General features: G+C 61.5%; 26 protein-coding genes and 6 pseudogenes. 17 read left to right on the forward strand and 15 right to left on the reverse strand.

Annotated elements, in window-relative coordinates; genetic code table 11:
* The first annotated feature begins 168 nt into the window (after positions 1-168).
* Positions 169-621 carry a hypothetical protein gene (locus tag BB934_RS30235; protein WP_157934408.1) on the forward strand — a complete coding sequence of 151 codons (453 nt, stop codon included), beginning with the start codon at positions 169-171 and terminating at the stop codon, positions 619-621.
* Between the two features lie 155 nt (positions 622-776).
* Positions 777-3,392 (forward strand): bifunctional diguanylate cyclase/phosphodiesterase, encoded by a 2,616-nt coding sequence (locus BB934_RS30240; protein WP_099513611.1) that lies wholly within the window; start codon positions 777-779, stop codon positions 3,390-3,392.
* A 122-nt stretch (positions 3,393-3,514) separates the two neighbouring features.
* Here BB934_RS30240 and BB934_RS30245 read toward each other — a convergent pair.
* Positions 3,515-3,841: pseudogene (locus BB934_RS30245) on the reverse strand (hypothetical protein); the annotation flags it as partial.
* 615 nt (positions 3,842-4,456) lie between these two features.
* Entirely contained in the window at positions 4,457-5,512 is a 1,056-nt protein-coding gene (locus BB934_RS30250) for an AraC family transcriptional regulator (protein ID WP_237050493.1), read from the reverse strand.
* Between the two features lie 61 nt (positions 5,513-5,573).
* On the opposite strand from BB934_RS30250, the gene BB934_RS30255 reads away from it, so the two are divergent.
* From BB934_RS30255 to BB934_RS30265, 3 genes are all read left to right on the forward strand, one after another.
* Positions 5,574-6,056, forward strand: coding sequence for a hypothetical protein (locus tag BB934_RS30255; protein WP_099513612.1), 483 nt, complete (start codon positions 5,574-5,576; stop codon positions 6,054-6,056).
* Positions 6,057-6,421: 365 nt separating this feature from the next.
* A complete protein-coding gene (locus BB934_RS30260; RefSeq protein WP_099513613.1) occupies positions 6,422-6,673 on the forward strand; it encodes a hypothetical protein in 252 nt (83 codons plus the stop codon).
* Positions 6,674-6,931: 258 nt separating this feature from the next.
* Positions 6,932-7,246, forward strand: coding sequence for a hypothetical protein (locus tag BB934_RS30265; RefSeq protein ID WP_099513614.1), 315 nt, complete (start codon positions 6,932-6,934; stop codon positions 7,244-7,246).
* A 51-nt stretch (positions 7,247-7,297) separates the two neighbouring features.
* Here BB934_RS30265 and BB934_RS30270 read toward each other — a convergent pair whose 3' ends face one another.
* Positions 7,298-7,480 (reverse strand): hypothetical protein, encoded by a 183-nt coding sequence (locus tag BB934_RS30270; protein ID WP_099513615.1) that lies wholly within the window; start codon positions 7,478-7,480, stop codon positions 7,298-7,300.
* A gap of 1,028 nt (positions 7,481-8,508) precedes the next feature.
* Between BB934_RS30270 and BB934_RS49505 the strand changes: the two are divergent.
* Positions 8,509-8,853: pseudogene (locus tag BB934_RS49505) on the forward strand (PAS domain-containing protein); the annotation flags it as partial.
* A 405-nt stretch (positions 8,854-9,258) separates the two neighbouring features.
* Positions 9,259-9,525, forward strand: a complete 267-nt coding sequence (locus BB934_RS30280; RefSeq protein WP_099513617.1) for a hypothetical protein — start codon at positions 9,259-9,261, stop codon at positions 9,523-9,525.
* Here the strand turns inward: BB934_RS30280 and BB934_RS49510 are convergent.
* From BB934_RS49510 to BB934_RS30295, 3 genes and pseudogenes are all read right to left on the reverse strand, one after another.
* Positions 9,522-9,647: pseudogene (locus BB934_RS49510) on the reverse strand (excalibur calcium-binding domain-containing protein); the annotation flags it as partial. The gene BB934_RS30280 and the pseudogene BB934_RS49510 overlap by 4 nt on opposite strands.
* 979 nt (positions 9,648-10,626) lie before the next feature.
* Positions 10,627-10,821 (reverse strand): hypothetical protein, encoded by a 195-nt coding sequence (locus BB934_RS30290; RefSeq protein ID WP_099513619.1) that lies wholly within the window; start codon positions 10,819-10,821, stop codon positions 10,627-10,629.
* Between the two features lie 9 nt (positions 10,822-10,830).
* Positions 10,831-11,097 carry a DUF6894 family protein gene (locus BB934_RS30295; RefSeq protein WP_099513620.1) on the reverse strand — a complete coding sequence of 89 codons (267 nt, stop codon included), beginning with the start codon at positions 11,095-11,097 and terminating at the stop codon, positions 10,831-10,833.
* A gap of 400 nt (positions 11,098-11,497) precedes the next feature.
* Here BB934_RS30295 and BB934_RS30300 point away from each other — a divergent pair, with 400 nt between their 5' ends.
* Positions 11,498-11,869 (forward strand): hypothetical protein, encoded by a 372-nt coding sequence (locus BB934_RS30300; protein ID WP_099513621.1) that lies wholly within the window; start codon positions 11,498-11,500, stop codon positions 11,867-11,869.
* Between the two features lie 28 nt (positions 11,870-11,897).
* Here BB934_RS30300 and BB934_RS30305 read toward each other — a convergent pair whose 3' ends face one another.
* Entirely contained in the window at positions 11,898-12,653 is a 756-nt protein-coding gene (locus BB934_RS30305) for a Crp/Fnr family transcriptional regulator (protein ID WP_099513622.1), read from the reverse strand.
* A gap of 286 nt (positions 12,654-12,939) precedes the next feature.
* On the opposite strand from BB934_RS30305, the pseudogene BB934_RS30310 reads away from it, so the two are divergent.
* Positions 12,940-13,553 (forward strand): annotated as a pseudogene (locus BB934_RS30310) (TSUP family transporter); the annotation flags it as partial.
* A gap of 219 nt (positions 13,554-13,772) precedes the next feature.
* On the opposite strand, the gene BB934_RS30320 reads toward BB934_RS30310, so the two are convergent.
* Positions 13,773-14,480 carry a sigma-70 family RNA polymerase sigma factor gene (locus tag BB934_RS30320; protein ID WP_099513623.1) on the reverse strand — a complete coding sequence of 236 codons (708 nt, stop codon included), beginning with the start codon at positions 14,478-14,480 and terminating at the stop codon, positions 13,773-13,775.
* Between the two features lie 156 nt (positions 14,481-14,636).
* Here BB934_RS30320 and BB934_RS30325 point away from each other — a divergent pair, with 156 nt between their 5' ends.
* On the forward strand, positions 14,637-15,092 hold the full coding sequence (locus tag BB934_RS30325; RefSeq protein WP_099513624.1) for a YybH family protein: 456 nt from the start codon (positions 14,637-14,639) through the stop codon (positions 15,090-15,092).
* 65 nt (positions 15,093-15,157) lie between these two features.
* The gene (locus BB934_RS30330; protein WP_099513625.1) at positions 15,158-15,664 is read left to right on the forward strand and encodes an arsenate reductase ArsC; all 507 of its coding nucleotides are present in this window, start codon (positions 15,158-15,160) and stop codon (positions 15,662-15,664) included.
* A gap of 65 nt (positions 15,665-15,729) precedes the next feature.
* Here the strand turns inward: BB934_RS30330 and BB934_RS30335 are convergent, their stop codons facing one another.
* Positions 15,730-16,086, reverse strand: coding sequence for a hypothetical protein (locus BB934_RS30335; protein ID WP_099513626.1), 357 nt, complete (start codon positions 16,084-16,086; stop codon positions 15,730-15,732).
* A 464-nt stretch (positions 16,087-16,550) separates the two neighbouring features.
* On the opposite strand from BB934_RS30335, the gene BB934_RS30340 reads away from it, so the two are divergent.
* Positions 16,551-16,907, forward strand: coding sequence for a DUF6894 family protein (locus BB934_RS30340; protein ID WP_099513627.1), 357 nt, complete (start codon positions 16,551-16,553; stop codon positions 16,905-16,907).
* 81 nt (positions 16,908-16,988) lie between these two features.
* On the opposite strand, the gene BB934_RS30345 is transcribed toward BB934_RS30340, so the two are convergent.
* Both BB934_RS30345 and BB934_RS30355 read right to left on the reverse strand, forming a co-directional pair.
* Positions 16,989-17,183 carry a DUF6494 family protein gene (locus BB934_RS30345; RefSeq protein ID WP_099513628.1) on the reverse strand — a complete coding sequence of 65 codons (195 nt, stop codon included), beginning with the start codon at positions 17,181-17,183 and terminating at the stop codon, positions 16,989-16,991.
* Positions 17,184-17,813: 630 nt separating this feature from the next.
* On the reverse strand, positions 17,814-18,095 hold the full coding sequence (locus BB934_RS30355; RefSeq protein ID WP_099513630.1) for a hypothetical protein: 282 nt from the start codon (positions 18,093-18,095) through the stop codon (positions 17,814-17,816).
* A gap of 117 nt (positions 18,096-18,212) precedes the next feature.
* Here BB934_RS30355 and BB934_RS30360 point away from each other — a divergent pair, with 117 nt between their 5' ends.
* Both BB934_RS30360 and BB934_RS30370 read left to right on the forward strand, forming a co-directional pair.
* The gene (locus BB934_RS30360; protein WP_099513631.1) at positions 18,213-18,470 is read left to right on the forward strand and encodes a hypothetical protein; all 258 of its coding nucleotides are present in this window, start codon (positions 18,213-18,215) and stop codon (positions 18,468-18,470) included.
* A gap of 780 nt (positions 18,471-19,250) precedes the next feature.
* Positions 19,251-19,910, forward strand: a pseudogene (locus BB934_RS30370) (IS6 family transposase); the annotation flags it as partial.
* A gap of 172 nt (positions 19,911-20,082) precedes the next feature.
* On the opposite strand, the gene BB934_RS30375 reads toward BB934_RS30370, so the two are convergent.
* Positions 20,083-21,243 (reverse strand): dienelactone hydrolase family protein, encoded by a 1,161-nt coding sequence (locus tag BB934_RS30375; RefSeq protein ID WP_099513632.1) that lies wholly within the window; start codon positions 21,241-21,243, stop codon positions 20,083-20,085.
* 668 nt (positions 21,244-21,911) lie between these two features.
* Positions 21,912-22,076 carry a hypothetical protein gene (locus BB934_RS47515; protein WP_157934409.1) on the reverse strand — a complete coding sequence of 55 codons (165 nt, stop codon included), beginning with the start codon at positions 22,074-22,076 and terminating at the stop codon, positions 21,912-21,914.
* A gap of 112 nt (positions 22,077-22,188) precedes the next feature.
* On the opposite strand from BB934_RS47515, the pseudogene BB934_RS50670 reads away from it, so the two are divergent.
* Positions 22,189-22,239: pseudogene (locus BB934_RS50670) on the forward strand (hypothetical protein); the annotation flags it as partial.
* A 13-nt stretch (positions 22,240-22,252) separates the two neighbouring features.
* On the opposite strand, the gene BB934_RS47520 reads toward BB934_RS50670, so the two are convergent.
* Positions 22,253-22,504 carry a hypothetical protein gene (locus BB934_RS47520; protein WP_157934410.1) on the reverse strand — a complete coding sequence of 84 codons (252 nt, stop codon included), beginning with the start codon at positions 22,502-22,504 and terminating at the stop codon, positions 22,253-22,255.
* Between the two features lie 274 nt (positions 22,505-22,778).
* On the opposite strand from BB934_RS47520, the gene BB934_RS47525 reads away from it, so the two are divergent.
* On the forward strand, positions 22,779-22,955 hold the full coding sequence (locus tag BB934_RS47525; protein ID WP_157934411.1) for a hypothetical protein: 177 nt from the start codon (positions 22,779-22,781) through the stop codon (positions 22,953-22,955).
* A gap of 11 nt (positions 22,956-22,966) precedes the next feature.
* The gene (locus BB934_RS30390) at positions 22,967-23,410 is read left to right on the forward strand and encodes a hypothetical protein (RefSeq protein ID WP_099513634.1); all 444 of its coding nucleotides are present in this window, start codon (positions 22,967-22,969) and stop codon (positions 23,408-23,410) included.
* 107 nt (positions 23,411-23,517) lie between these two features.
* Here the strand turns inward: BB934_RS30390 and BB934_RS30395 are convergent, their stop codons facing one another.
* The gene (locus BB934_RS30395; RefSeq protein WP_099513635.1) at positions 23,518-23,772 is read right to left on the reverse strand and encodes a hypothetical protein; all 255 of its coding nucleotides are present in this window, start codon (positions 23,770-23,772) and stop codon (positions 23,518-23,520) included.
* Positions 23,773-23,789 lie beyond the last annotated feature (17 nt).

Raw genomic sequence — 23,789 nt, forward strand, 5'->3', positions numbered from 1 at the left:
CATTGGAGCAGGATCGATAGCCTGAAATTGGCCATTTGGTTCGACTCCGAAACCGCGACCCGCGGCAGCGGCGGCCATCGCCAAGACGGTGATGGGCAACTGGTGCATGGGAATGCCCCTGCTGCGGTGAGGCTCAGGATCCTGACTGGGGCCAGGACAGGCAAGCCTTTGGCGAAGGACAGCAAGATCGGCGCAGACCGCCTGCGGTATAACCCCCCTGTTCCGGCAGGACAGGATTGGCAGGCTGCGGCCGGAGCGTGGCTCCTCCCGCGCGAATGCGGGCCGCCTGCGCTGGAAAGCCTCGTGCCGATGGAGAATCACATGATGCAATCTTGCTGGGTGTCGGCGGGCGACGCCGCATGGCCCGAAGCGCGCCGGGACCGGATCGAAGAACAGATCATCCGCGCCTATGTGCACCTTGTCTTCGCTACGGAAGCGGATGGCTCCCGGACCGTCACGCTTAGTCGGCAGGGCAGCCTTGAGGTGCGCCTGACCGAGATGCCACGCCCGGGCCTGCCGACGTTTTGGCTGGAGATCCATTCGCTCCGGACCCGATTGATCATCGACAGCTTGGGGTGCTTTGAATCGACGAGGATGAATTGGCGGCCGCCGTCGATTTAATCTGCGAGGCCTAGGAGCGCCATCAGACCTGGCACTGACAGGAGCCTGATGTCGAAAGGGGCTCTGCGGATGGCTGGTCCCCAAGGTCGCCTTTGATCGCTTTCCGAGTGCTACTCGACCGAACTGCTCAACTATATCACATTGGATGAACCTTCATGCCGGCGTTTGTTAATGAGGCCAGCCTCTCTCTTTGGGTCGAGGCGGACCGCCTTGCGGCTCTCCGCACGTTCGACATTCTCGATACCGAACCAGAGGCTGCCTTCGACAGTCTCGCGAAGGTGGCCGCACACGTCTGCAATGCTCCAATCGCTCTCGTCACCCTCGTCGATGAGCAGCGGCAGTGGTTCAAGTCGCAGATTGGCTTGAAGGGGCTTCGGGAGGCCCCGCGCGAGGTTGCCTTCTGTGCCCATGTGATCCTCCAGTCAGACCTGTTCGTCGTTGCCGATGCCACCAAGGACCCTCGGTTTTCCGGTAATCCCGCGGTTACAGGTGACCCACACGTCCGCTTCTATGCTGGCGCCCCCCTTGCGACGGCGGACGGCCTGCCACTTGGGGCGCTCTGCGTGGTCGACACCATACCTCGCCCCGAGGGCCTCACCCAGGTCCAGAGCGAGACGCTTCTCGCTCTTGCGGGTGCCGTGATGAGCCAATTCAATCTCCGGAGGGTGAGCACAATCACGGCCCAAAGCGAGCACCGGTACCGTGCCCTGATCGAAGCCAGCGCGACAATGGTCTGGCGCGCAAGTCCCGACGGCGCAATCATTGACGGCTCTCCGGAATGGAGTGAGATCACGGGCCGGAGCCCGGAGGCTTCCAAAGGATTCGGCTGGTTGGCCGCAGTCCATCCTGACGATTCTGAACGGGTTGTTGCCGTCCGGCAGAACATCTTTGCTTCGGCTCGGTCCGGAACGTACGAGTTTCGGGTTCGACAGACGAACGGCGAATACAGATGGTTTAAGTCCAGGGCGGTTCCGATCCTGAGCGCGAGTGGCTCAGTCCAGGAATGGGTTGGCACCCTCACCAACGTTCATGACAAGAAAACCGCCGCTGAGAGGCTACGCGTCAGCGGAGAGCGATACCGCGCCCTCGTCAATGCCAGCGCGGCTGTGGTTTGGCGAGCCAGACCAGACGGGGCAGTTCTTGAAGGCTGGGGGTGGGAGACGTTCAGCGCCGAAGGGCCAGAGGAGTCGCGGCCGTTCGGCTGGCTCGAGAGCGTCCACCCGGATGACCGAGACCACGTTATTGCCGTCTGGCAGAAAGCCCTTGCTTCAGGGCAGCCTTGTGCGCAGGAGTATCGAACCCGTCGCCGTAACGGCGAGTACCGCTGGTCTCTGACCCGGGCGGTCCCTCTCCTGGGCATCGACGGCACAGTCCAGGAATGGGTTGGAACCGTCACCGATATCCATAGCCGCAAGCAGGCAGAAGAAGAGCTTTGGCGGGCGGCCAACTATGATGCACTCACCGGAATACCCAATCGTGTCCTGTTCCAGGATAGGCTTGAACGAGCTCTCGCGGAAGCCAGGGAAAGCGGCACCAGCCTCAGCCTCCTGGCGATTGACTTGGACGAGTTCAAGGGTGTCAACGACTCATTTGGGCATGACGCAGGGGATGCCCTGCTGAAGGAAACGGCCGCCCGGCTCTCGTCCGTCGCAAGAGATGGCGATACCGTGGCCCGGCTCGGGGGCGACGAGTTCGTCGTCCTGCTGTCAGGCTCAACCAGGCTGGAACATGCAGCCACACTCGCCGAAGGCCTCGCCAAGAAGCTGAGCCAACCCATTTCGTACGCCGGTCAGATGATCGCCAGTCGCGCCAGTATTGGTGTCGCAGCCTTCCCTGATCATGGTACAGACGCTGCCGACCTGATGAAGGACGCGGACATGGCCCAGTACCGAGCCAAAGCCGAGGGCCGTAACCGGGTTGTCACGTATTCGCACGAGATGCGGGCTGCCACGGAGAGGCGAACCACACTCAGGCGGGAGATGCGGGAGGCGGTCTCTCTCGATCAGATCATGCCATTCTACCAGCCGAAGGTCTCTCTCTCGACAGGCGAGATCGTCGGCTTTGAAGCGCTCGCGCGATGGGCCCACCCGACGCTGGGCCTGCTCACTCCTGCAACCTTCGGGGACATCTTTGACGATCCTGAGCTTGCGACCATGGTAGGCCGCCGCTTGATGGGCAAAGTGGTCTCAGACATGCGGCAGTGGCTCAACAGGGGCCTGCGCTTTGGCCAAGTGGCAATCAACCTGTCCCACAGGGAGTTCGTCCAACCGGGTCAAGCTGAGGACATCCTGCGCATTCTTGACCGTTCGAAGGTTCCGCCGCAACATTTCGAGATCGAGATCACCGAGAAGGTTCTGCTCGATGCGCAATCGGATGTCGTCTCATCGGCCCTGGAGAAGTTTCGGGCACGAGGGGTCCAAATTGCTCTCGATGACTTTGGTACAGGTTATGCCTCGTTGACCCACCTGAAGCGATTCCCTGTAGATCACATCAAGGTTGATAAAAGCTTCGTGCAAGGCATTGAACAGAACCCGGACGATGAAGCAATCGTGACAGCGGTGGTTAGCCTCGGCAGGAGCTTGAACCTCAAGGTAACGGCTGAGGGGGTGGAAACAGCAGGTCAGGCCGAGCGACTGCGGGAGATGGGTTGCAGCGCCGCTCAAGGGTACCTTTATGCGAAACCGATGGATGGATCAGACGTCCCCAGCCTCCTGTCAGAGTGGACGGCTCGGCTCATCCCAGCGAAGAGACTGCTTCTCATCGAGAGATGAAAACAGCGCCCACCCGCCTTGCTGACATGGGCCAACGGCTTGTTTGGTTGGAGCCAGACCGACTGCGCCAGCGCCTGTTCCATACTTGATCTTCTCGTAAATTCGCGGGTCGGACGGCTGCCTCATTTGAGGAGTGCGTCGAACCAAGCCTTCCATTGGGGCAGCGCGCTGGCGAAGGTGCCGCGATGTGTGGTGTTCCCGGTCGAGATCGCTTCGACGCGCTCATTCCCGCTCCCAATCGCACGCTGATAAGCCATCGCTAATTGCCCCAAGCCGGTGCTGGCAGCCTCGTCGCTCTCGCCGTAACAGGTGCGGACGGGCGTGTTGATGAGCGTCGTCAGCCATGGCGCATCATTCTTGCGGGGCAAGTTCAGGAGGCCGTTCTACGCCACAAAGACATCGACCGACGCACTTGCCGTGGCGGCGGCTTGCACGGGCACACCCGCGCTGCCGATCAGGTGATCGAGGGCAGCCCGGCTCGCGGTCAGCACCCGGCTCTCGACCGCGGCTGTGTTGGGTTAATCAGGCCGCCAACGTTATTGCACGACCTTGCACGCTTCTCTCCCGTCTGGCAGCATTTCGCAAAACGCTGACAGCGGCGTGCAAGAGCGAAGTGGTCCGGGTTTGCTAGGAATTGGGGGCGGGGCAATCCCCCTGGCGCGCTCCGGCGGTACTCCGCCGCCGCAGGTCGCACGCTGGACCCGACCTTGTGCCGCCGGTCCAGATAGCCCATCCAGAGGCCAGGGGCCTTTTTTGAGCACACCTGCCGTTATTGCACGGCCAACGACAGCCAACGACACCAGGGGCAACTCTGGACTGGGGCGCGGGGTCATCCCGCGCCCCTTTTTGTGCTTCCGGAGGCGACGAGGCTCCTGTAACGGTCAGGGGCCATGAAGGACTTAACGGACGACACCATCGGTTCCCGGACATGACCGGCAGGACGCGTAGATCGATACCGCAACGGCGTCCAGCCGCATGGCCTTCGACATTCATGAATATAATCTGGGCGACAGCCACCTCACCAGGCTCCCTCGCGAGCGGCAACCCCCTTACGACATCGAGGGTTATGGATCCTGGCCTTCGCGATTGAGGAGGTCGGCCCGTATTTGCGTCGGCGCCTGTCCTGTCCAGCGCCGGAAGGCATGGGTGAACCCGCTGACCTCCTGGTAGCCGAGCAGCCAGGCAATGCGCGAGATCGAGAGGCTGGCGTCGGCGAGATAATGCAGCGCCAACTCCTTGCGCATGTCGTCAAGAACCGCCAGGAAGGTCACGCCTTCCTCAGCCAGCCGCCGCGCCAGCGTGCGTTCGCTCATGCCGAGCGCCCGGGCCACTTCGCCCGCGCGCGCCGTACCATGGGGCAGGAGCGGTGCGAGGGCGTTCTCCACCCTGACGCGGATCGAGCTGGCTAAGCGGGCTTTATGGGACAGGACCTGGTCGCAGGAGCGGATCATAACCTGATTCAGGTACGGATCGGCATGGACGAGCCGAAGCTGCGAGGCGCCGCGGGCAAAGACGACATCATCATGCTCGGACGCGAAGGCCACCTCGCACCCGAAAAAGGCATCCAGCTCGCCCGATGCGCCGCAGCGGGGATGCGCGAAAGTGACCCGGATGGGCTTGATGCTCGTGCCGGTCAGGGTCTGACAGATCCGGACGAGGGTCCTGGCCCAGAACTCGACCTGATGGCGATCGGTGTGCCGGGCGACGCCGACATTGCTGTAGCGGAGGCGCAAGTCACTCTCTTCTCGGCGTTGCAGCAGGACCCCCTCGTTGGTGAGGGTGCTGTACCGTTCGGCGCGGGCCAGCGCCTCGCCGAGGGTCGCCGACGAGGCGAGCACGAAGTAGAGCAGGTCGGCCTCCCGCAGCTCGACTGTCTCGGCAAGATGGAACCCCAGCACCTCATCGGAAAGGGCGTCCGCCACCAGGTTCAGGAACGCGATCTGGCTCGCCGCCTCCAGGCGGGCATCCCGGTCCTGGAGCTGGGCCAACGACAGGCCTGCCTTGCACAGGAGCGGACCGGGATCGAGACCCGCCGCACGAGCCCTGGCCGCGGCCAGGCGGGCCGCGACGCCTGCTGTGCCGGGGGGCATTGCCAGGACGGTCATGGGCAATTGGTGCATTGGAGCGCCCCCTGCAGCGGTGAGGCTCAGTATCCTGATTTGGGCCAGGATAGGCAAGCCTTTGGCGACGGACGGCGAGATCGGCGCAGACCGCCTCCGGAATAAGCCCCTGTTCCAGCAGGACAGGATGGGCAGGCTGGGGCCGGTCGCAGTGTGGCGGCAGGCGTTCGGAAAAGTCTGGAACGATGCTCTGGTGGACTGGCTCGCCACCCACCCGCCCGGCAGTATCGTGCTCCCCGAGGGCTCCGATCCGGGTGCGGGCGACGACCCGTCCGATGCGTTCAGGACCTTCGCCCACCGAAACGAGGTGCGAGGAGAAGGGGTCGTGATGCAGCGGCGCCGACCCGTCCTGCCCCTCGGCCCCAAGGCAGCCCCCCGGTGGCCCGCGAAGGTCGGAAATCGGGGCTCGGAGACCGAAGTCGGGGCGGGTCCGGTCTTTCCCTTGCCGCAGGGAGCGGTCACCCACCGGGCATTTTCAAAAGCTCCGGCGCGTCGGATCGTAGGCCATGCGGGCATCCAGGCGGTCTCCGGCATCGCCGCGTAGAGCTGCAGACGGATGGGGGTCAAAGGACAGCCAAGGAAAACAACGTATTGGCGGTTTCCAGCAAGATCTGCGGTGGCCGTCAGGCTAAACCATCCGCCGTTGCAGGACGGGCAGTGCTGTGTCCTGCGCCGCGCCGCCGGGGCGAAGACAGCCCTGGCCGTGACCACCCGCAACACATAGTCCATCCGCGCCCGCATCACCGGGATGCGTACCCACCAAGATCCGCGCCGCCGTCTACCCCCTGCTTTCGGCCCACCGCTATGCTGCCAAGGTGCTGCGCAACGGCCAACCGTCGTGGGATGCCGACTGCCTCGACCAAATGCCGCTCGGCTATTGCACCGAAGGCGACGAACGCAAAGGGGATAATGATGATTCTCGATGAGCCTCTTCTCATTACCTACACGCCACCCTCCGGCACTTCAACACCACTCCGCCTGATTGATGTCCAGCCAGCGGCTTGGTCCGATTGGGGAGTCTGTTTCATATTCAAACGCCCGAAAGGCGGCCTCGTTAAACTCGACATGACCTTCAACGACTTGATGCGAATGGCCGCTTCAGCCTCGGAGGTGATCGAAAATCGCGACGACATCAGCCCTTTTAAGCCCGACAGCCAATAACAGGAGATCCTGCTGGCCAACCGGCCTGCTAACGTCGACACCGACGCGTTCACGCCGCCGCCGCTCGGTCCCATTCTCGCCTACAGCGGCGTCTGACTGCTCTGCACCACCAACAAGTTCGGCAACGTCCTGAAGGCGAACTATTACGCCTCGTGCGCGATCATGGGCCGTACCCCGATCTGTGGCCTGTGAACTGTTGGCGGCCGATTCCTGCGGTTCTATGGCAGCAGAACCGAGATCGAAACGGATTACTCCCGCTTGGTCTGGCGCAGGAAAACGGCGCGCTTCACTCTGGAATCCCTGCGCAATCACTCGCTCGCCATGCGCCGCGACCAGTTGAAGAGTGCCTGCAACAAACCACTGCCCAAAAAGCGAGAAAGCAGCATGACCCTGTTGGATGACCTGAAACTTTTAACCGATCAAGCCCTGGCGGTCCGCGACCGCCACCCGGAGAACCGCACCTTGAGCATCGTCACCATGATGCTGGTCTCGGCCATCACGGTGATGCTCGCCGATCTGCGCCGCCAGTCCCTGCCGCAGGCCAAGCGCCCGCGCCAAAAGGGCACGCACTAGTCTGTGAAGAGCGGAGCCAGCGCTTTGCGTTCGTCCCGGCTCCCCGCCAGCTCACGGCCACCGACAGGAGATCTCACGGCGAAACTGCCGGACAGCTTCGGCACCGACGCGTTCGCCTTGCCATCGCTCGATGGTTTTGGGAATCACCTCCGGGTCGGCCTCGATCGCATCGCGGATAATGCGGGCGTTGTGAATGTGCTTACGCAATAGACCGAGCTCGGCCGGGCCGGGCAATTGTTCCCACCGGAAACAATTGGATTGCCCGCCTTTTTGATCTCGCCGCGCTCCTGGGCGGCGTCATACTCGTCGGCGATGTCATCCACATCGCTTGCCGCGTTGGGCGAGCGGACTGGTGGATGACCAGTCCGCCATTCGTCTTGTGGCGATCAATAACAAGAGGTTGTCAGCATCGAACAAGTCCGTGCCCCAAGGCCATCTCTATATCAGTTCCATGAGTCGAGCAGAGGCAGCCTCGAGAGCGCGCCCTGCTCTTGCTTACGATTGCACGGGCGCTGCGCCGGGTATCAGAAGCTAGAGCATCGAACGCAAAATTGGAATCCACGCCTGCGATGCATCCGATGCGCCTCCGCTTGTCGAGTCCGGGAACGAGCCCCCGAGCGTTCCAGGTGATACAGGGCACTGTCCCTCGTAGGTCTATGACCGTAGCGGAAAGACGTTCGCATCGTCCGGAACCTTCCCCGTAGCGGTACCTCCGAGAGGCGCACAAAAGCCACACAGAAGGGGCAAGCGTTAGCTAAGCCATTGCGAATCAAAAACGGACAAGAACGTCAGGCGTGAGAGAGGGTATCGTGAAGTCGGATCTTCAACTGGCCGCCCGATCGGAGGCGAGCGACTGCGCCTATAACCTGTTCATCAACAAGCAGCGGCCCGAGATCCTCTGTGCCGTGCCGGAGGACCGTCCGATCCCGAGTTTCATCAGCTCGGAGCAGTGGACTTACGCGGGTCCGCTTCGCCCCCAAGATGCTCGCCTAGCGGGCTTCAACGATAAGGCAGCCGCTGCCGGCGTACGGTTTAGCGGCTTTTACCTGTTTCAGGTCACGGCCGCGCAAGGAAAGGCGGGGCCTCAAGGACAAAGCGTTGGGGCCAGGCCAGATTCCCTGCCTGAGCCCGAGGCACGTGTGAGCGTTCGCGAGCATGTTCGGAAAGCCTTGCTGCGCCTCCTGGCCAGGCACAGCAGGCCTGACCAGGTGATCGCCTTCCTCAGTCGCCCCACAGCAGACCAGAAATCCGCCGAGGCGCGCTATGCCGACCTTCTCGCGGCTCTCCCCTTTGCGGTCTACACGACTGATGCAACAGGACGTATCACCTTCTACAACGAGGCTGCCGTGGCCCTGTGGGGACGGCGTCCGGTGCTGGGGCGGGACCGCTGGTGCGGCTCGTGGCACATTTACACGCTCAATGGTGCTCCGCTGCCGCATGACTGCTGCCCGATGGCGGTGGCGATCCGCGAGGACAGGGAGGTTCGGGGCGTAACGGCCATTGCAGAGCGGCCCGACGGCACTCGGGTTAAGTTCCGGCCACTGCCCACACCCTTGCATGACGCCAATGACAATCTTGTGGGTGCCGTCAATGTGCTGCTCGATCTCGGAGCGGCGTAAACCTCGCCGGATCAGACACCTCCTGAAGTGTTCTTCGCACATCCGTCCTCGCGATAGACGCATCGAGCCGTCCAGCCCCCTCCAGGACGCCGATGCGGCCGGATACGCCAAGACGCTGTGCGATCTCATCTACCTTGGCGATCTGCTCCGGTCCGAGGCGGGGACCGCACGAAGGACAAGGGCCGCAGAGCCCGCGCCCGGCGCAGGAGGGCGGCGCAAACGCTCCTGGCAGCCCTGGAGCAGGACTTCGACGCGCACGGCGCGGCGACCTTCGCCACCTTGCGGACCCAGAAGCCATAGGCTTGGGCAAGGCTGCTGAGCGAGGTCTGCCAGTTCAGGCTGCTGCCCAAGACGCCCAAGCCTGCCCCCCAGCGTGAGCTGGGCGCCCTGCGCATGAAGGCCCTCATCGGGGAGATGCAGGCCCCGCCGACCCTCGACCTGGACGACCCGGCCCTGCCGCCCCATCGGGTGGAGGATCACCTTCGGGTCACGGCGGAGGTTGGGGCCGACGCCATCGGGACCATGAGCCTGGAGGAGCTGCTGCAGCACTTCGACGATGTCATGGCCTTGTGGGTCTGGCGCTGGCTCGGAGCGGGTCGGGACGGGCGCAGCATCTTCGGCCGCCTAGCCCCTGTTTCCCGCGAACGAGCCAGCCTTTAGCGAAACCAATTCCGCCACGACCACTCGCACGCGACACCGTCCCCGTCGGCGTCAAGGTGGGAAGCATAGCCCGGTTGCCCTCGATGCAACGGAGCGGCTCCAGCGGCGCGGGCGTCAGTGCAACTGCGGAAGGAGCCGTAGCTTCTGACCTGTGTGATCGAGGGTGACGAGCCGAACGACAGTAACGGATCCAGCGCCTCGACGTAGGAGAACACAGCCCATATGACCGCAGCACTTCCAACTGCGACGAGGCCGGGCTGAACCAAGCATCGCATAAGGCGCTCCCGCCTTTGTTTGCCGCCTTTGCTGCTGCCTCTCTTGCTCTTGCTGCTGCTTGATCTGCTCATGACAACGACGGGTGAATTCCCGGTACCGGCGAAACTCCTCGTAGGCGGCAAGGGTGCTCTGGTCATCCAGGTCTTCGGGCTCACCCCAAGGGCGTTTTTTCATCAGCGAAGTAGCCCCGGAAATGTGAGCGGAAGCACCCAACAAGCGACAAAAGACCCGAACGCGACTAGCGCAACAACCACCGCAAACCGGCCTTGGCTCATCCTCCGGCGTCGTCTCATCGCCCGTTCATAATCACGCCATATCGCCGCAAACCGCCGCCTCAAGCGGTCTGCCTGATAATCGGGATCGCGGGCCCGGGAAAAGCGAACGAATGGGACGTGGCTCATAATTGCCAAGCTTAATGAGTACCGATAGTTCTCGCAAGTAATTGCCGACGCGCTAAGGCGACCACTTTTACTGCATGGTCACCGCGGCGTCCATACGGCGCGGCGAAGACTTTCCGAAACCTTCCAATCGCGTTCCATACTGGACGTTATGTGAAATTCGCGGCGCGGGTTTTGAGCCTACGTTCCGGCGATTAGAACCGCCACGCCAAACAGCCATATTGCACCAAACAAACCCAGCCACCTGAGCAGATGAGCCAACCTGTCGGTCGTTGGAGACGGCCGATGGTGGTCGAGCCAGTCGTCGAAATCATCATCGCTCATGGGTAAATCAATCCCGGTTTATTTCGCACGTCCATGAATAGAAAAGGTTGGTAGGGGCTGAAACGACCGCACTGCGCGGGTGTGCTTTCATTGTCATCCCGACCTACCCGAGGTCTTCCGGCGGGGAGCCGTCGGCGTGAGCCTTGCGCTCCTCGTCCTGCGCGAGTTGCTCAAGGTGCTCGGCTGTCTCAAGCAGTTGCTCGCGGGCCTCGTCGATCGTGATCTTCTCGACAATGGTCCGGATTTCCTGCGCCTTCCGGCGATAGTCGGCAGCTTTCTTAAGGCGATCGGCAGACATGGTTGATCGTCACATGCGCAATGGGGGCATCAGCGCCTCGTGGTCGACCCGGATCGAGACCATCACGGTGAGGACAGCCCTTCGCTGCTCATCCTTCACTTCGACCCGAATGGCCTCAGAGGTTGCACCCTGCACCTGGAGCAATCGGTTCCGCGTCAGTTCACCCGCGCCGCGCCTGGCCTCGATCTCGGCCGCGTGAAGGCTGTCGATCTCGTAGCCAGCCTCATCGTGGCTGGAAGCTGAGCCAACGGAGTAGTCGAAATAGAAGCGCGGCATCCGCGATATGAACCAGTAAGAGAAAATAAGTTCGTCATCGAAAGGGCATCCCGTCCGCCTGCTGGCGCTCTGGATCGGCTCCTTGCAGGCGGACGGATGCGGCACCGGTACTGCCCCGTGTGCACCGACAGGACGAGGTCTTAGCGGAAAAGCATCCACCCGCCTTGCTGTTCTACGCCAATGACTTGTTCGGTTGGAGCCAGACCGACTGCGCCAGGCCCGTTCCATCCTGGGTGTTCTGCGAAATCCACGGTCCGTTTCGCACGAGGGGTGGTCTGGGCCTATCACGACGATGTTATAAACCGTGGACGTGGACACCCCATATCGGCCCAGGTCTCGCCTTGGAACAGCCTGGATTGGCTCGCTGCAATGGAAAGTCGGCTCAGGTTGCGGATGACCCATGGATTGGGATGAACCTTTTCCTCTGAACGCCGTTCCGCCTCGCGTGAGAAAGACGATCCTCAGCGAGTTCAAGGCGCGCTGTCCCAGCATCCGGGAGGTTGCCCAGACCCCGGACAGCTACTGGCTCGCAACACCCAACATCGGCCCGACCATCCTCGAGCAGATCCGCAGGGTCACCGATGCCGCGCTCGAGCAGACGGCCAGTCCCTCACGCCCTCGGCTGACCGATGCCGAACTCCTGGACTGCCTGGAGCGGCTGCAAGACGAACTCCGATGGCTCCAAGACCGGATGGAGGCAAAGCTGTTCAAGACGGCAAGGCGCAGACCGAACCGCCAGGAGGCTTCGCAGCACGCAGGCCACGACGCCTGATCCCTTCCATCTCGGTCCTTATCGGAAATCATGATCGATCAGGGATGGGTTCTCCAGACGGGGTCTGTGCTGCGTCAGCGCCGGGCAGCAGACGCTGGTACAGGCGCCGGATCTTGTCGTAACATTCGCAGGTGGTCTCTTCGAGCCCGGCTCGATCGAGCACGATGATGCCGCCGCGCCTCTGCCGGATCAGCCCGGCCGTCTGCAGCGTGCGGGTCACCACACTGACGGTCGAGCGTTGCACCCCCAGCATCTCGGCCAAAAACTCGTGCGTCAGGGGCAAGACCTCCTGATCGGCCTGATCTTGGGCCATAAGGATCCACCGGCAGCAGCGCGCCTCGACCGGATGAACGGCGTTGCAGCTGAGGATTTGAAACGTCTGAGCCAGCAGGACCTCGCCGTAGCGCTGGAGCAACTGTCGCAGCTTGGGGCGGGCCGTCCTGACCTCCTCCAGGCGCTCGGTCGGGATGCGCGAGGCGGTGCCGGCGATCTGCACGATGTAGCGGCCGAAGGCTTCCCGCGTCACGAGAGCACGACCCAGAACGCCGCCACGCCCGAACAACGCCACCTCGACGGTGCCGCCATCCTCCATCATGTTCACGAGCGACACGACGGCAAAGTGCGGGAAATAGGCATAGCGGAGAGGATCGCCGGGTTCATAGAGCACCTGTCCGCGCGACAGATCCACGAGCTCAAGGTGCGGCTCAAGGGCGGCAAAGTCCGCCGCCTCCAGACTGGCCAGGAGCCAGTTTGTGCGATGGTCCGCGTTCATAAGCTTAGCCATGGCGATCGGAATACTCCGCCCTGACAACGCAGAGCGGTACGTGTTGTCACAGTCTATTTGTGAGGTATCCGACAGACAGGGCAGGCGGACCAGCGTACAGAGGCGACACCGATACTGTTTTACCCCTACGGATCGGACCTTCGCGTCCCCTTGAGAAGAGAGGGCGCTTACTTTTTGCCTGGATCGGAAAGCGCATTCCATACTGACCATTATGCGAAGTTCACGGACGATCTTCCCGTGCATGTGCGAGGCTGTTTTCAGGATCATTTTCGCGTAGTTCTAGGACATGCCCGAAGACGCAATCCATGTTCCACGCAATCTCCCGATGGCCTTTGGTGGTGGGGCTGTCATTGGCGCCCTTGGCGGCCTGATCGGCCTTGGTGGGGCTGAGTTCCGCCTGCCGCTACTCATCGGGCTGTTCCGCTTCGCGGCGCTCGAAGCGGTGATCATGAACAAGGCCACGAGCCTCGTCGTGGTTGCCTCCGCTCTGCCGTTCCGGGCTGGGACGGTATCCTTCGGGTTAATCGCAGCCCACTGGCCCATCGTGCTGAACCTGTTAGCGGGAGCCTTCTAGGCGCTTGGATTGGCGCCGGATGGGCGACACGCCTGAAATCGGAGACCCTCTACCGGGTGATCGCGGTCCTCCTGGTCGCCATCGCAGGGGTGCTGGTGTTCGGCCATGACGCCAGCGCCGGCCAGGCCCTGCTCGTTGGGGCGGCGCAGCTCGTTGCTGGCATTGTCGCCGGGTTCGTGATCGGCATTGTTGCCTCCCTGCTCGGCGTGGCCGGGGGCGAGTTGCTCATTCCAACGCTGGTGTTGTTGTTCGGAGCCGACATCAAGCTTGCTGGAAGTCTATCCCTCGCCGTGAGCCTGCCGACCATGCTCGTGGGGTTTACCCGCCGAGCAGATCGCCACCTCGGACCATGACATCGCCGACGTGAATTCCGATCCGAAACTGAAGGCGTCTATCCTCCGGTGTGTCTTGGGCTACCTGAGCAATGGCGTCCTGCACGGCACCGGCACATTGGACGGCATCAACGGCACTCGGGAACTCGGCCAAGACACTGTCGCCTGCCGTGTTGGCGATCCGGCCTGCTCCGGGTGGAACCAAGGATGGCTTCACATGGAAGCTACGGCGTTCGAGTGCTGGAGGGCGGCTTGCATCAGCCGATCCGGTCCGAGATCGTGCCGGTTCTCCATCTGCAACATCGCGGCAAGCTGGGTGCGAGCCCGGTTCACCCGGCTCTTGATCGTGCCTTCCGCGACACCGCAGCGAGCCGCCACATCCGCATAGGTCTCGCCGTGCTCAGTCACCAGAAGGAGAGCCTCGCGCTGCTCCAGCGGCAAGCGCACCAAAGCCCGTTGAACGTCGTCCAGAAACATCCTGAATTCCTGCTCGGGTTGCACCATCAGGCGTTGGGCGAAGCTGCTGTCCGGGTCCTCGACCTCCCGTCTGTACTTACGATGCTCTGAGTAGAAGCTGTTGCGCAGGATCGTGAACAGCCACGCCTCCAGATTGGTGTCGTGCTGGAAGTAATCCAGGTTTGCCCAAGCCCGCAGGAGGGTACTCTGCACGAGGTCATCACTCCGGACCGGATCGCGGGTCAGAGACAGCGCAAAGGCTCGCAGGTGGGGGAGACAGGCGGGAAGGCGGTCGCGCATGTATTTTGAGCGACGGCCCGCGCGGACCTCCTCAACAAGGGCAAGATGCTGCGCATGTGAGGGCGGATGGATGTGATGGAGCCGCGCCAGCTTGCGCCGTGCCGACCGGCTGCGCTCTGTCTCCTTGAGCGCGGGATGGCTGTGTTGGCGGGCGGCGGTGGTCATGGCGTCGCTTCACCTTGGCTACCGCTTCACCATACACCTACGGTTGCCGTGCGACCAGCCCATTCGCTCGTGAAGCTGGCTTCTGCGGACTGCTTGACCCCTTGCCGGGGCAAGCGCACCATGCCTGTCACCTAGCCTCGGCTTTTGGAGCCTGTCATGGCTGAACAAGATGATGTCGCCTTGATCCGCCGCTGGTTCCAGAAGCTCCAACTCTGCATCCAGGCGGTGGATTTCGTCGGTTCCCGCCCGCTCTTCGCCGACGACATCGTCACGTTTGGGACCTTCGCAGCCTTCACTGTTGGGCGCGAGGCAACCGAGCAAGAGCAGTGGAGTCACGTCTGGAGCCATATCGACCAGTTCCGCTGGCGTTTGGACGATCTGCGGACCATCATCTCAGCCGACCGCCTCACGGCGGTCGGCATGGCGGTGTTCGAGTCCACCGGCTACTCTGAGAGCGGCAAAGCGTTTGATCGGCCCGGACGAGCGACGGTGGTGCTCGGGCGGCAGGCTGCGGGCGGGGAGTGGATCGCCCGGCACACGCATGTGTCGCTGTTCCCAGGCACCCCCTCACGCTCCTTCGGCACCAAGCGGGAGCATCCGCCTGCGTTGTAGCAGAGCCAACCCAGCCGACCGGAGCACGGGGCTGAGTTGCAATTTCTGGCACGGGGAGGTCACCCATGACCGAGCGACTCTACAATGTCCTGTTCCTCTGCACCGGCAACTCAGCCCGGTCGGTCCTGGCCGAAGGCATCCTGCGCAAGGACGGCGAGGGCCATTTCACAGCCTACTCGGCAGGCAGCCAGCCGAAGGGCACGGTCAACCCGCTCGCCCTGAAGGTGCTGGGTGATCACGGCTACCCGATAGACGGGTATCGCTCGAAAAGCTGGGACGAGTTCGCGGCACCGGGAGCGCCTGTCATGGACTTTGTGCTCACCGTCTGCGACAGCGCGGCAGGTGAGGCGTGTCCGGTCTGGCCAGGACATCCCTCAATCGCGCACTGGGGCATCGACGATCCAGCCGCTGTCGAAGGTTCTGATGCCGACAAGGAGCAAGCTTTTGTTCGCGCCTTCCATGCCGTGAAAAGCCGGATCGACACATTCCTCCATCTGCCGCTGGTCAGCCTTGATCGGTTCACGATGGGCACTCGGCTTCAGGCCATTGGTCATGTGGAAGCAGCAGGCTGACTCCATCAAGGGGAACTGACCTGCATTAGCGGTAGGCTGTGACCGAGAAGCGCAAGGCGACAACGTCAAACCGGTGTGACTGGGTCGATCTCTGAATCCTGGATTGCAGCCAGGATGGGCTCGGGCGTGAACGGCGAGCGCTCAACCAGCAGCACTTTGGCCACCGCGCCAAAGGCCCGCAACTCGTCGAGAACATGCTTCACCGGTTCCGACGCTGCGGCGTGCCGGGCCTCCTCCATGGTGCGGAATTCCAGCAGGGTGAACGTGTCAGGGCTGTTCTGATGAGCGGCGCGATAGGCCATGAACGATATGGCTCCAGGCATTGTCAGAAGCTGGGCGATCCAGTCGCGAACATGCCGGTTGTAGTTGTTCCAGTTCTGGGTGTCGATTGGACGGTCATATTGAAACATCAGATAGGCCATGGGCCACCTCCGGGTCAGCACCTCTGTGAGGCTCCATCTCCATCATCAGAGCTTGCTCACTACCCAGACTTGATCGCGAAAACGTAGATCAGAACAACAGCAGCCATCAGGAGCAGCGCGATCAAGGTTTGGGAGAGCATTACATGAAGCCCATGATCACAGCCCCACAAAACAAGAATGCGAGACCGGCAACAACAAGCGCTTCGTTCTCAAAAGAAACATAAGATTTGATTCTTCTGAACATCAGGCCCTCCTCATCTGATCGAACTATACGCCGTCCTCTTCGGCAAGGATATGTCCGTTGCCAGCTTGAAGATGCCTGAGAGCAAACGCTGCTTTGGTGCTGAGGAAGCGACAAGGGTCTCGTGACGACTCAGATCGTTCGAGGTTTGACTGACATCAAAAAGCGTGCTCGCCGTCGTACAATGTCAGCATGAGCAAGGCTCCGAAACGACCGAGCCAGCGTGACGATCTTAGACGATGGAACGAAGAAGGCGGTGCGCCGCGCTCTGGGCATCCGTCCCACGAGCCCGCGTCCTGCCCCCACGCATGCGACCCAACCGGCGTTGCACTACTTCAACATCAAGACCCCGAGCGGCGTTATCGAAGACCCGGAAGGGGATACATATCCCGGCCTTCAAGCCGCCCGTGCGGACGCACTCGCCAAGGCCCGCGACATGATCGCGGATGGTGATCAAAAAGGCGAGGATCGGCACGATTCGAGTTTCGAGATCAGGGACTGTGCCAATCAACATGTCCTGACAGTCGCGTTTTCAGAAATCGCCAAGTCGAAGCTGACCAGCCAAGGCGGGAGACGCTAACTGCCATCGCCCGATAACGGACGGCAGATGGATATTACCGTTGCCGCGATCCTACTTCGATGAGGACTGGTAGAGGACGCGTTAGCGGAGTTCAATGGTCGTTTCGACCACATGCTTTAGCGCGGGCTGATCGTCTGAAGTCAGGGTCATACGGAGCCGCAGGCTCGTTCCCTTTATGGCTCCCTCACGCACAATCCGCTCGATCTCTCGCTGCGACGTGACTCCCACTTCCTTTAGGAACTTGCGGACGGCCATGTTGAAGTGGTCTTCATCCATAATAATCTCCCCTTTCGAGGCCACTAAATACCACGGTATCACAGGTGCTTGGAACGGCGCTACCGGCGGCGATTGAGAGCGTGGAGTACTTGAAGATCAGGCACCAACCTTGCAACCGAGCGGTCAGGGGCCTACTCCACGGCAAATAAGGAGGTGCTGCCGCACGAGATGCTTAATATCCTGTCCGTACATTTGCCGCAATATCCCGCTGCATTGCACAATAGTGACCCTGAACAAGGGCGAGAATATAGGGGCATTCACCGGCACCTCCGTGCCGTCAACAAGAGTGTCTCGCTGGAAGCTCTGCCCCAGACCGACGCCCCGGCGATCATCCTGTCTCCTCCTGCCTCCGCTAAGCTGAATCAGTCGCTGGCCCCCAACGACCTTAAATGGCTGGGGGAGCGACTACGGGCTGCCTACGGTTCGGTCGAGACTCCCCTCCCAGCCCGATTGACAGAGCTTGTAGAGCGGCTCGCACGACGGGAGCAGATTGAGAATTAGGCTGCCGCTGGTCCATATTACGGGTTCGGCACCCATGAGGCGCTTTTGCCATCTACCTTGCATCACTCCGTGAAAACCAGCGTCGATGGCTGATTGAAGGTTTGTGCCGCACTTCATCGCACCTGACCCTTAAGCAGCCTGAGTGCGCTTGGTGATATGCGCCCGATAGGCCGCTGCTGACTTCATCGTGATCGTGCCAGCCTCGGTCAGCTTCACGATCTCGGCTTTGGCCCGCCGTGCCGCCTGTGCGGTGTAGGATGGTTTCAGCGTGACCTGAACTCGGCTGGCAACATATCGCCGATGGGCACTGGCCTGTCGCAGGTTGATGTTCTTCTTGGCGACAAGCTGATCCAGTTGCTTATAGGCTCGCTGAGATTCTGTCGGGGTATAGCTCTGCTTCTTCTCAAACATAGGGCAATCCTTTCGGAGATAACGCGTTCCAGTTGGGACCAAGCATCCGGCATTTCCCAGATCGGCTCCTATCTGAAAGTAGGCAGGTTATCGCCGTGGCTTCAATGGGAGCGCTCTATGCCTATGAAGTATGTCATGTTCCGACTTGACGGCGGCGAGTTGCTCCCGCTGCTCTTCCCTGAGTTCATGCAGCACTCTCAAATGCCCCACACTGTTCCGGCCACGGTGGTGAGTGCCTGTCGCGTCTCTCTGGAGGCTGGAAAGCTCATTGCCGATGGCGCATCAAGCTCACTGAATGTCTCCTCACGCGAGGAGGATAGCGGGATCATCCAGGCGTATTTTGATGGGCAGAATGTCATCCAGCAGGAGCTATGAGAGTCAGCAGGCGTGGACGATCATGGAGCGTTTACCGTGAGGCTCAGGAATCCACTCCAGTTTCCTCGCAGACGAGCCAATGATCAAAGCCTCAAAACCTGATCATTCTCGGCCCCTCATCGATATCCGAGTTACCTCTGACCTGAATGCTGCTATGCTCCCCTCCATTCTGAGAAGAGGGAGGGTGTTCAATGCCGCGTACCTCTGTCGTGCGACAGGCTTCCGCCTCGGCGATGCAATGTCCCTGGTATCCTGCCGACCTACTGCCCCAGCTTCAAAGCACCCTGGCGGTTCTGGCGGATATCGAACTTCACTACCAAAGTGACCAGGAGCAGCTTCAGGGCGGGGCAGGCCCCGAGACCATCAAGACGCGGTTCGCTGCCCAACTTGCGGAGTGCTATCAGAGAGGCCGCTCTCGCTATGTTCAGTGGTTGAACGAGTTACAGCTTCTGATGAATCGGACGGCGTTCCCTCATTAGCTCTGTGGCCTGCCGACGCTCATTGGGAGAGAACCCAAGGAGGAGCCCATGCGCAAAGTTCTATCCGCCTCACTCGCAGGGACTGCCCTGCTGGCACTCTCATCCTTGTTGGTCCTAGCTCAGACACCCACCCCAGCGACGCCTCCAGGCGATGCGACTACACAGCCTGCGGGCGGGCTCGCCACTTGGTGGTGGGTTATCCGGATCCGTCGCAAACTCTTTGTTGCAGAGTTTCAGCTACTGGGGCGTTGGTCACAGTAGTGGGGGACGCGGTGTTCAGGGCGGGCATTTCGATAAATCCGTGATCCTGCTCTGCGTCCGGTGGTATTTGGCTTACAATTTGAGCCTGCGGAACCTGGAGGAGATGATGGCCGAGCGGGGCATCTCCGTCGACCATGCAACCGTCCACAGGTGGGTTATCCGGTACTCGCCCGAACTGCTGGAGCGCTTCAATGCACGCAAGCGAGCCGTCACGGGCAAGTGGCACATCGATGAGACATACATCAAGGTCCGCGGGCAGTGGCGGTATCTCTACCGGGCCATAGACAGCAACGGCGACACGGTCGAGTTCTGGTTCAGTGAACGGCGCAATCTGGCAGCGGCCAAGCGGTTCCTGCGCAAGGCGCTCAAGCGGCATGGCCGGCCCGGGAGGATTGTCATCGACGGCAGCCAGACCAATCGCGAAGCCATCCTGTCGTGTGATGCCGAGAGCCGGCTTCAGGACAGATCGGGGTGCAAGCTGAAGCCGATCAGGATCCGGCAGAGTCAATACCTCAATAACCGCATCGAGCAGGATCACCGCGCCGTCAAACGCCGCCTGCGACCGGTGCTTGGCTTCAAGTCCTTTGACAGTGCCCGCGTGATCTTGGGTGGCATCGATTTAATCCATATGATGCGCAAACAGCAGGCGAAATATGCCTGCAATCCGCAGCCTTCACTTGCCGAGCAATTCGAGCGGCTCGGCGATGAGGGCGGTACGGTGCAGATGCTGCTTTCTCGTCCCTGTGCCGGATTTGCAACAGAACCAGTCACTCAAATCTGGCTTTTTAAAAGGTGAAAGTCCCATCAAGCACATTGCCAAACGGGCGCCATCCAGACATGACGGTGTCGGTTGATCAGCGCAGACAGGTTTGTCATTTCCTTCCGAACTGCTGGTCGAGCCACGAGAACGCCGCGTCCTGCTGATCCTGCAGGAAGACGTGGCCATAAGGCCAGAAACGGGTCTCTAGCCTGTCGGCGGCGCCGTTGGCAGCCCAAATCCTCCTCATCTTGTCGAAAGCGGCGTTGACCGATTCAGCCGGGAATAATGTGTCCTTCTCACCAGCATATACCAACATAGGCTTTGGCGCAGCGAGGCCTGCGACGTCGGGATAGTCGAGATAGCGACCTATCCAGGGGTGGAGCATTGGGAACGCCGACTGGCCACGAAGCTGGTTATTGCCGGGCACCATCAACCCCGGCATCGTTGCCATCCAGCAGTCGGCGATCGCTGCAGTAATGCTGTCGGACAGCGCCGCCACCTGCCAAGCCCGAAATGCCCCCATGGAGAAGCCGACGGCGGCCACCTTGCCCTTATCGACCTCCGACAGCGAGGCGAGGAACTCGGAGGAGCGCACATCCTCCTGCGCGATCAGCCCAGCGTAGGACGAGCCGAGATTGAACAAGTTGCTCGCCAGCGCCTGCTGGGATTCGCGCTGGAAGTCAGCGACAGAGCGATCGCCCCAGCCGAGCGCGTCGGTCGCCATTACCACGTAGCCGCGCTTGGCGAGTTCGTCGCCGGGCATGCGGCCGGCGAAGAACTTCTCCGACCACTCCTTGGCCGAGTTTTCGCGCGTCGAATCGTTCCAGGGCGCGATCCACTTCTCCTTGCCAATGTCGAAGCGGCTGCCGTGGTCGTGCAGCATCAGAGCCGCCGGGAACGGCCCATTGCCCTTCGGTACCAGCACGAGCGCCAACACGCGGCTCTCTGCGGTGACGTTAAAGACTAATTTGCGGGCGACGTAGCTGCCGCGGTCGATTTCGTCAATCACTGTTGGCTGAAAGGCGACGCGGTCGTTATCGGGAATCATCAGATCGCGCGCCTTGGCAAGGCCAGCAGCACGCCAAGCCTTGGGATCGGCGCCGTCCTTCCAGCCGAGCGTAAAGTTCATCTTGGTCCGGAGAGCCTCGTAGAACACTGGGAGCGCGTTATCCGCCGTTGTAAGGCCCTGTGTCTGATAGTCGGCAGCCAAGGCGGATTGGCAAGTAAAAGCTGCATAGGTCATCAATGCCGCAGCCGAAACATACCGAGCCATTCCTTCTCTCCGTTTGCTGCTCAAACGCATGCGTATGGACGTACCATCAAAGAGGCTTCGTCTCGGACGTTGCGGTCTCGCCTGAGGGCCAGCGCATCATATCGAGCGGCGCGGAGGATAGCACGCCGCAATTCTCGGGCGCCCAGTATCTCAAAGCAAGTCAAACTTGCCGAGAAGGCGGAGGCTCTCTACCCTCTAACAACAAGTGGAATGTCCTGGGCGCGTTTGAGTTCCTGTCTGGCAAGAACTTTCATGGTGAGCCGGACGGCTTCGCTATGGGGACCCTCGCCATCGCGCTGGTGGCGACTGGCAACATTTCCGAGTGTTGCCTCCTGGCTGATTTCGGTGAGAAAGCCGCCGGCACTGCCAAGGGATCTCATGGGGTGGATAGCGGTCCACTCTCTGGCAGACCGTATGTTTGCGGAGTGAAGGTGGCCCGCCCCTGCTGTAATACCAGTTCCAGCCGGAGATCATCCGGCACGCCGTTCGGCTGTATCTGCGGTTCATGCTCAGTTGGGGCCAGCGCAAGATCTGTGGCTCTGCCGCGAGATTTGGATGAGGGTAGATCAGGACTATTCCACCCGCAGGCTTTACGCAGCCAGGATGTTGAATTGCTCGGCGAGGGATAGCTGTGAACCGCGGGCACACTACGCCAGCGACGGCGTTCGTCAACGACGCAGCGTGTCAGCGACGTAGCCCTGAAATGGCTTGAGCCACTGACAAGAGTTGCCATAGAGGGCACGCGGCTCGCGCCCGAGGTGGATCTGGATCGCGTCGGGGAGGGAAGGGTTATTGGCGGGATGGGAGCGTCCGATCGCGATGCACTGTGTCATCGCTCATCAGCTGTAACAGGCCGGGCTGCTTTCAACCACGCGGGCGAATCGGAAACCAGCATCCCCGTCCGGCGTTGTCCAACCGTAGCGGTTCGAGTGCGAGGTCAAATGTATGCGTCGTTTCCTCCATGACAACGGACTGTCGGTTGCACTCTTCGCCCTTTTCCTGGTCTCGCTCATTGGCCAAGCCCTGACCGGGTGGGGTGGCGATCGGACTGCGAGATGCCGCGGAAATTGTAGTCGGACTGAAGGTGGGCACCGAAGGCGAAGTCGAACGCCGAGGGGACGGGTGCGGCGGCCGGTGCCGGGGCGGACGGGTCTGCGGCGTATGCCGGGGATCCAGGCATGATCAACGGGACGATGCCCACCCATGAGGCTGCGTACCAGGTCAGGATGGTGAGGAGTTGCCAACGACGCTCGGTGATCATTCTGGGACTCCACCAATTGAGGAAGCACAGAGCTTTGCCGCGGCCGCTTGCACCGTCAAATAAAGATCCCATAAGGACAATGCGCTGAAGCTTTCATGCAACAGCAATTTTTATACGATCCTTATATGGAAACGGAGCTTCGAGGGCGGCATAACAATCCGACTGAGTTTCCATATGACAAGTTAATATAAGGTCGCTTCGCCCTCTCTCGATCCTTGATGCGGAAAGTCCTTTCTTATGTCCCGTGCGGCACCTCAGCCGTATGGAGAAAATCATGTCTCTCGTTCGCTATGCCGGTCATAGGACTTGGGTGAAGGGCGCCCGCAAGGATTCAGGAACGCTCGCCCAGTCTGCGAAGCCTTACCAGGGGCTCACCCTGGAGACCGTCGCCTGCCTCGGTCTTCTTGCCTTGCGCCTCGGCATCCGCATCGTCGGTACCTCCGTCCTCTGAGGAGACCAGCGATGTATCCTGTCTCTTCAAAGCTGGAGCGGCTCGCCGCGCTCATGACGACGCTCGGCCGGACCGACCACCTCGATGAGGAACTGGTCCGATCGATCATCCTGCACACCTGCCAAGGCAACCCCTTCGCGACCCTGGCCACCCTCCGTCCCATGATCGTGGCACGATCCTGGACGGATCTCGGACTGGGTCTCATCACGGAGCAGATGCCAACATGGTGTGTCTGCCGCCTCTGCCTCGACGACGGGCTCTGGTGGTGCGCGATGAACCCTCGCCACCCCGTCTGCTGGGGTCCTTGCGAGGTGGACGAGCCGCATCCGGTGCTGGCGATCGCGATCCTGAAGGCGTTCGTCACCGCCCTGATCCGGCCGGAGAACCCTGCACCTCGGGCGACCAAGCGACGGATCGCAGCCAGCGCCGTCTTCGTTGCTGTCGACTGCGAATGAAGCGTCCAGGCAGTGGATGCCGTCCGCGGCCCTGATCACGACCACAACCCCATGAGTGTTGAGATGAGTCATCAAGGTTCGCCTGCCTTCGTGAAGGTCGGGCGCCCCTATTTCGTCGTCGGCGTGGATGCCGAGGGCCACTGGATCGCCGGGACCGGGCGGGTCTCGTCGGTGGCATCTTCATCAGCCGCGAGGCGGCGATCGACTTTGCCGAGTTCGAGGCCGGCCATGACCCGAATGCCGTCGAGGTTCTTCCCCAGACGGTCCGCCTCACGCTTGCGGGCATGCTTCCGGCCTGACGGCCGTGGCTCCGTGCCAACCCGGTGCCCGTACTCGGCACGGTCGTTCCGGGTCCCCTGCACAAGGGCATCTCACCTCC

Source organism: Microvirga ossetica, from assembly GCF_002741015.1.
Classification (GTDB): domain Bacteria; phylum Pseudomonadota; class Alphaproteobacteria; order Rhizobiales; family Beijerinckiaceae; genus Microvirga; species Microvirga ossetica.